Source organism: Massilia rubra (genome assembly GCF_011682065.1).
In the GTDB taxonomy this organism is placed as follows: Bacteria; Pseudomonadota; Gammaproteobacteria; order Burkholderiales; family Burkholderiaceae_D; genus Telluria_A; species Telluria_A rubra.
Map to the genome: position 1 here is coordinate 1 of NZ_VUYU01000037.1, position 10,459 is coordinate 10,459.

Annotated in this window: 8 protein-coding genes; all 8 read right to left on the reverse strand. The window is 70.7% G+C overall.

The features are described 5' to 3' along the window. Window positions 1-535 (reverse strand): bpX6 domain-containing protein (locus F0185_RS31025; protein ID WP_223164614.1); only part of this gene is annotated, 535 nt, incomplete at its 3' end. Between the two features lie 69 nt (window positions 536-604). Then, complete coding sequence (locus F0185_RS31030; RefSeq protein ID WP_167232040.1) at window positions 605-2,383, reverse strand: hypothetical protein; 1,779 nt, start codon at window positions 2,381-2,383, stop codon at window positions 605-607. Continuing rightward, window positions 2,380-4,176 carry a hypothetical protein gene (locus tag F0185_RS31035; protein ID WP_167232043.1) on the reverse strand — a complete coding sequence of 599 codons (1,797 nt, stop codon included), beginning with the start codon at window positions 4,174-4,176 and terminating at the stop codon, window positions 2,380-2,382. The genes F0185_RS31030 and F0185_RS31035 overlap by 4 nt, the downstream gene beginning before the upstream one ends. Next, window positions 4,173-5,978 carry a hypothetical protein gene (locus F0185_RS31040; protein ID WP_167232046.1) on the reverse strand — a complete coding sequence of 602 codons (1,806 nt, stop codon included), beginning with the start codon at window positions 5,976-5,978 and terminating at the stop codon, window positions 4,173-4,175. The genes F0185_RS31035 and F0185_RS31040 overlap by 4 nt, the downstream gene beginning before the upstream one ends. Further along, the gene (locus F0185_RS31045; RefSeq protein WP_167232049.1) at window positions 5,975-7,144 is read right to left on the reverse strand and encodes a hypothetical protein; all 1,170 of its coding nucleotides are present in this window, start codon (window positions 7,142-7,144) and stop codon (window positions 5,975-5,977) included. Before F0185_RS31045 ends, F0185_RS31040 begins: the two co-directional genes overlap by 4 nt. After that, on the reverse strand, window positions 7,141-8,811 hold the full coding sequence (locus F0185_RS31050) for a hypothetical protein (protein ID WP_167232052.1): 1,671 nt from the start codon (window positions 8,809-8,811) through the stop codon (window positions 7,141-7,143). The genes F0185_RS31045 and F0185_RS31050 overlap by 4 nt, the downstream gene beginning before the upstream one ends. Beyond that, window positions 8,808-9,233, reverse strand: coding sequence for a bpX5 domain-containing protein (locus tag F0185_RS31055; protein ID WP_167232055.1), 426 nt, complete (start codon window positions 9,231-9,233; stop codon window positions 8,808-8,810). The genes F0185_RS31050 and F0185_RS31055 overlap by 4 nt, the downstream gene beginning before the upstream one ends. After that, window positions 9,233-10,354 carry an AAA family ATPase gene (locus tag F0185_RS31060; RefSeq protein ID WP_167232058.1) on the reverse strand — a complete coding sequence of 374 codons (1,122 nt, stop codon included), beginning with the start codon at window positions 10,352-10,354 and terminating at the stop codon, window positions 9,233-9,235. The genes F0185_RS31055 and F0185_RS31060 overlap by 1 nt, the downstream gene beginning before the upstream one ends. Window positions 10,355-10,459: the final 105 nt, after the last annotated feature.

A 10,459-nucleotide genomic window follows, 5' to 3' on the forward strand; every position in this document is an offset into this window, starting at 1 on the left:
GCTTGCCCTCCCCGCCCCGTTCGAGGCGCTCGATCTCCTTGCGCGCGAAGCCGATGCTGTCGGCACTGCGCACGGGCATGGCCTCGCCCAGCACCTCGCTCAGCGCCATCGGGACCTGCACGGTCGACTCGACCGGCGGCGCCAGCGGCTGGCGCAGCGCGATCGCGTCCAGCGCCAGCCACGGCGCGGGATCGACGCGCGCTTGCGGCAACGCCGCTTGCGCCACCCCGCCCCGCACCAGCCAGTAAGCGCCGGCCGGAAGCGCTTTCAATTCGGCCGCCGTTAGCGGCGCGCTGCTGAGCACTTCACCGACCCGGCACAGCGCCAGCGCGTCGAGCGCTTCCACATGCCGCCAGCGCGGCGCCGGCCAGGCCAGCAGATAGCCGCCCCCAGCCAGGAACAGCTGCGATCCAGCCTGCCAGTGTCCCAGCACGCGCCGGCGCGCCTCGGCCTCGCCCAGCAGTGGCAAGTCGAACCACAGCGCGCGTACTTCAAGGTAGCCGCTCCACAGCGGTTGGCGAATCTCAATCGACATCGGGAACTCCATTGGGAATGATGTGCGGCAGCCGGGCGTTCGGGCGTGCGAGTGAAGAATAATCGGGCGTCATGCGGTTTCTTCCATGACAGGCAGGTAGTGCATCACCGTCCGTTCGTTGTCCAGCCGGCGCGCGAACAGTTCGTGGCTGCCGGTCAGCAGCCAGCTCATGAACTGGCCGGTCGGCTCCAGCGTCAGGTGGGCAATCGGAAAATGGGCATGCACAATCGTGCGCCGCTGCGTCGCGCCGCGCAGCTCCACCGTGCAGCGGTCGGGATTGATCACCAGCAGCGCCAGTTCGGCGCTGTCGGGCGCCATGCGGGCCACCCCGGTCACCGTGGCGCCGTCGCCGATCACCAGCGTGCGCGAGACGCGGCCCTGCACCAGCAGCCAATCGGTCTGGCTGGTCTGCAGGGCCAGCAGATGCCCGGAGGCGAGGCTATGCACTTCGCCGAACAGCACGCGCAAGACGGGCCACTCGAACACCAGGTCCTCGACTGGATCCGGTGCGGCGGACTCGTACCGATACAGCCGGGTCACGCCATCGGCCACGCTGGCGTAGAGCAGCCGGTTCTGGTTCTGGGCCGCGCCGACGACGCCTGCCGCCAGCAGCGCGAAGCCGATCCCGCCAGCGCCGTCGTGGCGCGCGCGCCAGCTGACCAGGCGCGCGGCGCTATCGATCATCAAGACCTGGTCGAAGTCATTCTTGCGCAGGAAGAAAGTCGGCAGCCAGCCCCCCGACCCGCGCGCCGCCGCGAACTGCCCTGGTGGCGGGCGCACGCATTCGCAGCGTTCGAACACCCCGCCGAAATGCCGGAACATCAGCTTCCCGCCGCACACGGCCACGTCCGCCACCTTGTCGAACCGCGGCCAGATGCCCAGCACGCTGCCGCGCTTTGGCACACGTTGACGCCGCGGCGCCGGGAGCCTGCCGGAGTGCCCCTCCATAAAAGCAAAAATCAGGGTGCCGCCGTCGGGCCGGCCTGTGACCCAACGCTCCCCGTAGTCTCCAAAGCGCGGCGCATGCTTGAGCGAGGGCGTATTGCGCCCGCCCATGCGGTTGCGAACCGGCTTGGCCGGCTCGCCGCCCGGATAGCGCAACAGGCGCACCGCGCTGGCCGGCGCCGGCAGCTCCAGCATCAGTTCGCGCGTCCTGCCCTGCTGCGTGATGCTCACTTGCAGGCCGTCCCCGAGCAGCGGCTGGACGATGGCGGCGCGCGCGCTTTCGCGCCGCATCGCCACGGCGTCGGGCGCGCCCACCTGCCATACCTCGGCGTGCGGCTCGAGTCCGGCCAGTTCGCCATTCCAGCCATCGCGCGCGGCGCCGCCGGCACGCAGCGCCGTGCGCGCGTTCATCAGGCGCATCAGCGCCGGCTGGCCGCATCCGGCATCGAGCGCACCGGGCGTCTGCAAGATCCCCCAACGGAAGCTGGCGCCTTCCTCGTGCGCGCGGCGCGCCAGCAGGATGAACAGCGCCAGGTGTACCAGGCGCGGCTCGCCCAGTTGCGCCGGGCCAGCGTCGAACAGCGCCACGCAGATGCGCGCACGGCGCTCCACGCGCGGCTCGGGCGCCGAAAACAGCAGCTCGCCGGCGGCGGCGCGGCGCAAGAATTCATCGGGCGCGGCGTCCAGCACCGCCCATTCGCTCAGGAGCAGGCGATGGTAGGGGCCGCGCCGGGCAATGCCGCCCACCCCGACCGGCGTGCTGTCCGGCGCCGGCGCCACGCCCGCCATGCGGCCCACCAGCGGTTGCAGGCGCAGCAGCATGGCGCCCAGCGGCGCGGCCAGTTCCGCCGGCAGCAGCGCCAGCCAGGCGCGCCACGGCGCCAGTTGCGCGGGCAGCTTCATGCGCTGTCCGCTTCGTGCGCCGGCCCCACCCGCAACAGCGGACCGCTGTCGTGCAAGTTCATGACGCATAATTCGTGCGTGCCGGTGAGCCAGCACAGCCGGTCGCTCGAGGGATCGAGCGTCGCCTGGGCGATCGGCGCCTCGCTGCGCACGATCACCCGCTTGTCGCTTTTTGAAAACAGCTCCAGCGTGAGCCGGTCGGCGGCGAGCACCACCAGGGCCGGACCGTAAGGCCGGCCACGCGTGACGCCGATCACCGTGGCGTCGTGCGGCACCAGGATCCGGGTACGCCGGTCGATATTCGGGTCGATCAGCCGCCATTCTCCAATAGTGAGCTGCACCGCGTACAGCCAGCCTTCCGGCGCGCTGCTCAAGCGCGCCTGCAGCGCCGCGAACGCGAATTCGCCGATTGTTTCCGGCTCGACGGTCCTGGCCTTCAAGGAATGGATCGTGGTGCGCTTGCCGTCGCTGCGGGCGTACAGCAGCGTGTTGGCGCTCTGGCTGGCGCCCACCACCTTGTCGGCCAGCGCATCGAAACGCACGTCCGGCGCATGCTTCTCGTTGCCGGCGCTCCAGCACACCAGTTGGCCGGCGAGATCGATCATGAACACGCGCGCGCCGATTCCCTTGGGAGAACGGTCGCTCAGGAAAAACGTCGGCAGCCAGCGGTTCTCGCCCGGCGGCGCGTTGAATTGCTCCGGCGGCGGCTGCGGCACGCTGCGCGGCGGGCCGAATGCCTGGCCCGGAAAACGCATGAGCGTCAGGTCGGTACCGTTGCCGACCACGCGCGCCAGCACTTTGCCGAACAAAACCACGCCCAGTTCGGTCGCATCCGGGGTCGGATGGGAGCGGCGCGGCTGGGCCGGGTCGGTGGATGCCGAGGTGGGCACGGCGTGCAGCACGCTGCCGCCGGCCTGCCTGGCCGCGACGATCCAGTCGCCGCTGACGGCGAAGCGCGGCGCAAACAGCAGCGAGGCGGTGTCGCCCGCGCTCACGTCGCTGCGCAGCGTGGGCGGCGGCGGCTTGAACGGATCACGCAGCAGGCCCGCGCCGACCTGCGGCGCGGGCAGCTCCAGCTGCAGGCGGCGCGTCTGCCGTGCCTGCGTGATGGCCACCTCCAGGCTGGCGTCGAACAGCGACTGTCCGATGGCGGCGTGGGCGCTGGCGCGCGCGGTGGCGACGGCGCCGGGGGCGCCCACTTGCCACACCTCGGCCTCGTCCCCCAGCCCGAGCCCGGCCAGGGCCGCATTCCAGCCGGCCAGGTGCTGCGCGCGGACGCGTTCGAGCGTGCGCGCGCCCATCAGGGAGCGCAGCGCATCGCGCCCGCTGTTGGCGTGCAGCCGGTCCGGCCGCTGCAGGATGCCCCATTTGAAATCGGCCGCGCCATCCTGCGCACGGCGCGCCAGCAGGATGAACAGCGCCAGTTGCGCCAGGCGCGGTTCGCCCAGTTGCGCAGGACCCGCGTCGAACAGCGCCACGCAGGTGCGCGCACGGCGCCGCACGCGCGGCTCGGGCGCCGAAAACAGCAGTTCGCCAGCCGCCGCGCGGCGCAAGAATTCATCGGGCGCGGCGTCCAGCACCGCCCATTCGCTCAGGAGCAGCCGATGGTAGGGGCCGCGCCGGGCAATGCCGCCCACCCCGACCGGCGTGCTGTCCGGCGCCGGCGCCACGCCCGCCATGCGGCCCACCAGCGGTTGCAGGCGCAGCAGCATGGCGCCCAGCGGCGCGGCCCGTTCCGCCGGCAGCAGCGCCAGCCAGGCGCGCCACGGCGCCAGTTGCGCGGGCAGCTTCATGCGCCGTCCGCTTGGTGCGCCGGCCCCACCCGCAACAGCGGCGGGCCGCTGTGGTACACGTTCTTGACGCATAGTTCGTGCGCGCCGGTCAGCCAGCACAGCTGGCCGCTCGACGGATCGAGCGTCGCCTGGGCAATCGGCGCCGCGCTACGGACGATCACCCGCTTGTCACCTTTTGAAAACAGCTCCAGCGTGAGCCGGTCCGCCGCCAGCACCAGCAAGGCCGGCCCGTGTCCGGTCTGATGCACGGCACGCGTAACGCCAATCACCTTGGCGCCGTGCGGCACCAGGATCCGGGTGTGCCGGGTGGCTTGGCGGTCGATCAGCCGCCATTCCCCCACACTGAGCTGCATGGCATACAGCCAGCCGTCCTGCGTGCCGCCGAAACGCACCTGCAGCACGGCAAACTCATACTCGCCGATTGTCTCCGCCTGCACGGCCTTCGCCGCCAGCGAATGAATCGTAGTGTGCTTGCCGTCGCTGCGGGCGTACAGCAGCATGTTGTCGGTCTGGATGGCGCCCACCACCTTGTCGGCCAGCGGGTCGAAACGCACCTCATGCATGGAATGCGCGATGCCGGTGCTCCAGCACACCAGTCGATTATCGACATCGATCATGAATACGCGCGCACCGACGCCGGTGGGAGAATGGTCGATCAGGAAAAACGTCGGCAGCCAGCGATCGAGCCCCGGGGGCACCCGGAAGTGCGCCAGCGGCGGGTGCGGCACGCTGCGCGGCGGGCCCAATACCATGCATGGAAAACGCATGAACGTCAGGTGTGTGCCGTTGCTGACCACGCGCGCCAGCATCTTGCCGAACAGGACCACGCCCAGTTCGGTCGCATCCGGCGTCGGGTGATAGCGGCGCGGCTTGCCGGTCTTGGCGTACACCGAGTTGGGCACGGCGTGCAGCACGCTGCCGCCGGCCTGCCTGGCCGCGACGATCCAGTCGCCGCTGACGGCGAAGCGCGGCGCATACAGCAGCGAGACGGTGTCGTCCGCGCCGGTCTCGGTGCGCGGCCTGGGCGGCGCCGGCGGCTTGAACGGATCGCGCAGCAGGCCCGCGCCGACCTGCGGCGCGGGCAGTTCCAGCTGCAGGCGGCGCGTCTGCCGTCCCTGCGTAATGGTCACTTCCAGGCTAGAGTCGAACAGCGACTGTCCAATGGCGGCGTGAGCGCTGGCGAGCCCGGTGGCGACGGCGCCGGGCGCGCCCACTTGCCACACCTCGGCCTCGTCCTCGAGCCCGGCCAGGATCCAATTCCATTCGTCCAGGTGCTGAGCGCCCACGCGCTCGAGCGTGCGCGCGGCCAGCAGGGAGCGCAGCGCGTCGCGCCCGCTGTTGTCGTGCAGCCGGTCCGGCTCCTGCAGGATGCCCCACTTAAAGTCGGCCGCGCCGTCCTGGGCACGGCGCGCCAGCAGGATGAACAGCGCCAGTTGCGCCAGGCGCGGTTCGCCCAGTTGCGCCGGGCCGGCGTCGAACAGCGCCACGCAGATGTGCGCACGGCGCTGCACTTGCGGTTCGGGCGCCGAAAACAGCAGTTCGTTGGCCGCCGCGCGGCGGATGAATTCATCCGGCGCGGCGTCCAGCACCGCCCATTCGCTCAGTAACAGATGCTGGTACTGGCCGCGCCGCGCAATGCTGCCGGCGCCGGCCGGAATCGTGTCCGGACAGGCGGCCACGCCCGCCATGCGGCCCACCAGCGGCTGCAGGCGCAGCAGCATGGCGCCGAGCGGCGCGGCCAGATGCGCAGGCAGCAGCGCTAGCCAGGCGCTCCACGGCGCCAGTTGCGCGGGCAGCTTCATACAGCTTCCCGGTCCGGCGCCGGTGCGACTGCCAACAACGTGCCGCCGCCAGAGAGGTCGATGACGCTCAATGCGTTGCGGTCGGTCAGCCAGCACAGGCGCCGGCCCGACCCATCGAGCACGGCCTGGGCAATCGGCGCGTCGCTGCGCACCAGCACGCGGGTCTGGTCTTTCCAATGCAGTTCCAGCGTGCGCCGCTGCGCACCGAGCACCAGCAAGGACGCCGCCTGCCTCCTGCCCATCAGCAGGCCGCCATGCAAGACAGCGATCACCCTGGCGCCTTCGGCAATCCGGATCCGGATGGGCAGCCTGGCATTGTGGTCAACCATCTGCCACGTCGTGTCGTCAATGCGCATGGCGTACAGCCAGGGCAAGTGCGCATGGCCGAACAGCACCTGCGCGGCATCGACGTCGAACGTGGCGATCATGGTTGGCTGTTGCGCCTTTGCCGCCAGGGTATGGATGGTGGTGCGCTGTCCATCGCTGCGGGCGTAGATCAGCAATTTCGGGGTTTGCGACGCGCCCACCACCTGGTCGGCCACCTCATCGAAACGCATGCCCGTTCCTTGCTTGTGCCCATAGGCGGTCCAGCACACCAGCTTGCGCTCCTGGTCGAGCATCAGCACCCGCGCGCCGGCGCCGGTGGGAGAGTGATCGATCAGGAAGAACGTCGGCAGCCAGCGGCCCTGGACCGACGGCGCGCGGAACTGCTGCGCCGGGGGCAGCGGCACGCTGCGCGGCTGGCCGCAGTCCATGCCGGGAAAACGTACGAAGGTCAGCTGCGCGCCATTGCTCACCACGCGCGCCAGTACCTTGCCGAACAGGACCACGCCCAGTTCCGCCAGGTGCGGCGTGGCCCGGTAGCGGCGCTGCTTGCCGGGCTGGCCGAGCACGGAGTTCGCCACCGCGTGCAGCACGCTGCCGCCATCCGGCCTGGGCGCGACCAGCCAGTCGCCGCACAGGGCGAAGCGCGGCGCATCGGTCAGCAAGACGGTATCGCCGACGCTGGGGACCGGGCCGTGCCGGCGCGTCCGAACCGGCATGCGCGCAGCGCGCGGCAGTCCCGGGTCCAGCTGCGGCGCCGCCGGTTCGGCCGGCGCCAACACCGGCGCGGCGCCCGGTGGCGCCAGTTGCCGCGACAGCTTCGTGCGCAGCCAGCGCATCATGGCTGCAGCTCATTGCCGAGCCATGCCGGATGGGCGCGCGTCAGCGGATGCGGCAGTGCGGCCGGGTCGGGAATCACGTGCAGCAGCAAGCCATCGTCATGCAGAGGGCGTACGCACAGCTCGTGGGTGTCGGCCAGCATCGAGCACAGCAACTGCGCGCGCAGGTCGGTCACCAGATGAATCATCGGCAGCTCGGTGGCCAGCACCAGTTGGCGCCGCGTGGCTGTGCACACGTGCGCATTCTTGCGGTCGGCGCTCAATACCAGCAGCGCCGGCTGCTTCGCATCGTTGGCCGATGCCCGCACCAGCGCGATGACGGTGGCGCCGTCATCGACATCGACCGTCTGCATGCTGGCGCCGGCCGAGAGGAGCCACTGCGTCTCGCTGATCTGCAAGGCCAGCCGGGTAAGGCTGATCATGCCGATGAATTCGCCGAACAGCACGCGCCTGGCGGCAAAGGGAAAACACAGATCGGCCGTTTGTCCGCGTTGGGTAATGGCGTGGATGGTCGTCCTGCCGTCCGCAATGCTGGCGTAGCCGAGCGTCTGGAAGCCCTGGGCCACGCTGGCGACATCACTCGCGACCACGCGAAACCGGACCTCGGGTTTGCCGTGCTCGGCAGACCATTCAAGCAAGCGGCCGGCGCCATCGAGCATGAAGATGGTCTGCATCCGTCCATGAAACAAGGAGAACGTCGGCAGCCGTGCGCCACCACGTTGGGGAACCTGGAACTGCTCCGGGGGAGGAAGCGGGCAGGTACGGTTACGCGTGAACTCGCTGGCAAAGCCGTTGAAGATCATGGTCTCGCCACTGACCGCAACCTGGCCCAGGCCAGCGCCGCCACCGAACAGCAGCTGACCGAGCAGCCTGCCGCGTTTCGGCATGCGCCGCCGCACTGGCATGCCGGCATGCGGCGTGTGCGCGTGGTGCAAGGGAAACTCCAGCGTGCCGCCATCGAAGCGCGAGGTGAGCACTGCCGTATCCGTCAGCCCGAAAGATGGTGCGTGCGCGGGCGTGGGCGTGTCGCGCAGGCCGGTGCGCAAGCGGCCATTCTCGGCCAGCGCCGCGACCGGATAGCGCACCAGGCGGTCCACGATGCCGGCCTCCGGCAGCGCCAGGCGCAGCTGGTGTACGTCGCCCTCCCGGGCCAGCATCACCTGCAGCGATGCGCCGTCGGGCGCCACGGTCACCGTCACCCGCACCGTCATGCGCGCCAGCGCGGCGCTGTCGGCGCCGCCGACCTGCCATAGTTCATCGGGCGCATCGCGCGAGGCCTGATCCTTGCTCCACCCATCGATGTCGGCCTGGCTGGGCGGCATGGGCGCGCGCATCGTCAGCAGCGCGCCCAGGGCATGCTCGTCGGCGCAGAAACGCGACCGGCCCGGCGCTTGCAGAACGCCCCAGCACAGATGCATCCTGGCCGCGCGCGCGCGCCGCGCCAGCAGGATGAACAGCGCCATGTGCGGCACGCGCGTGGTATCCGGCTGGCCCGGACCGGCGTCGAACATGGCCACGCACCGCATGCGCGGATACGTATCCGGCGCCAGCGGCGCCAGGTGGCCCAGCAGCGGTTGCAGGCGCGCCATCATCGCGCGCAGCGGATCGGCGAGCTCCGGCGGCAGGCTGTCCAGCCAGGGATCCCAGCGGTCCGGGAGCAAGGTCGTCATGCTGCCAGTTCCCGCGCCAGCCACGCCAGGCTGGCCCGGTCGAGCGCAATCGGCTGGCCCAGCGGCAGCACTTGTTCAGGCGCGTCCCACAGCAAGAACGGCACGTGCGCGCCACGCCCGGCCAGGTTGGCCAGCACCAGGTCGAGCGGCAGTTGCGGCGCGACGTCGGTGGGCAGCCACAGCATGCGCTGGAGCGGGTCCGGGGCGCAGTAGCGCGCGCCGTCGACCCACGGCAGCGCGGCGGCGCGCCCGAGCAGCACCAGCATGTCGCGCGTGGCCACCGCCGTCAGCGCGGCCAGTGCCTCGTCATCGCAGCGCGCCAGGCGCGCCAGTACCTGGCGCATCGCGGCGCCTTGCGAGACTTGCCCGCGCGCTTCCGGCGCGCTGCCGGCGGGGCGCGCCATCCATCCCAGCGGGCTCATTACGCGCCCTGCACGGCCACCACCAGCTGCGCGCGGCGCGCCGACAGTTCCGGCGGCAGGTTGTCCTTGCCGAAGTTGGCGTCGATTTCGCGCAGCAGCGCTTCCGCTGCGCCGCGGAAGGCGTCGCCACGGGCGCCGCCCAGCAACTGGTCGGCGCTTTCGGCCAGGCGCGCGATGCGTGCCAGCGGCTGCTGCACGGCCGTTTCGACCACCGCGTGCAGGAGCGGATGGCGCGCCTCGGCCAACAGCTCGCGCAGGGTTTCGCGCGCGCTTTGCTGGCCGGCGGCGCTGGTCACCACGTACACCAGCGGCCACAGGTCGGCGCGGGTGGCCACGCTGCGCCCGGCCAGCACGGCGGCCGCCGCGATCAGTTGCTGGGCCTTGACGATGCGCCGGTCCGACAGGATGATCTGCGCCCCGCGCAGCTTGCGCACCGCCTGCGCCAGGTCGGCGCGAACGGGCTGCATGTCCACCAGCGGCACCGCGCGGTGCAGGGCGTCGAGCGTGGCCATGTCGGCGCGCGGCGTGATGGCGCGCTGGCCGACCGCCCAGCCGCCGGCCAGCAGGTCTTCGAGGCGCGCGTCGGGCACCGCCTCGACGAACACGTGCAGCAAAAAGCGGTCGGCGAACGCGGCCAGGCTGTCGTCGTCGGGCAGCGCGTTGGAGGCGGCCACGCACAGCCGCAGCGGACAGGCGATATGCGTGTGGCCGCGGCGGAACTGGCGCTCGTTGAGAATGCCCAGCAGCGTGTTGAGGATCGCGGTCGAACCGAGGAAGACTTCGTCCAGAAAGGCGATGTCCGCTTCCGGCAGCATGCCGGCGACGTCGGTTTCGACCAGCCCGTCGCGCAGCTTGCCCAGGTTGACCGCGCCGAACAGTTCGGACGGCTCGGTAAAGCGCCCCAGCAGATACTCGAAATAGCGCCCGCCCAGGCTTTGCGCCACGCGCCGCACCACGGCGCTCTTGGCGGTGCCGGGCGGGCCGATGACCAGCAGGTGTTCCTGCGCCACGGCGCCGAGGATCATCAGTTCGGCCAGGTGGTCGCGGTTGATCAGGCCATCGGCGGCTTCGCGGATGGCGTCGCGCAGGGTCGCTGCGGCTTGCTTGACTGGGGTATGCATGGGCGTGTGCGGTGCGGCTGGGCTCGTGCACGCGTCGGTGCTGCAGGAACTTTTATTGCCAGGGTTTAAGAATTGTAATTATATCAAACAGAATACGGCTGGCTT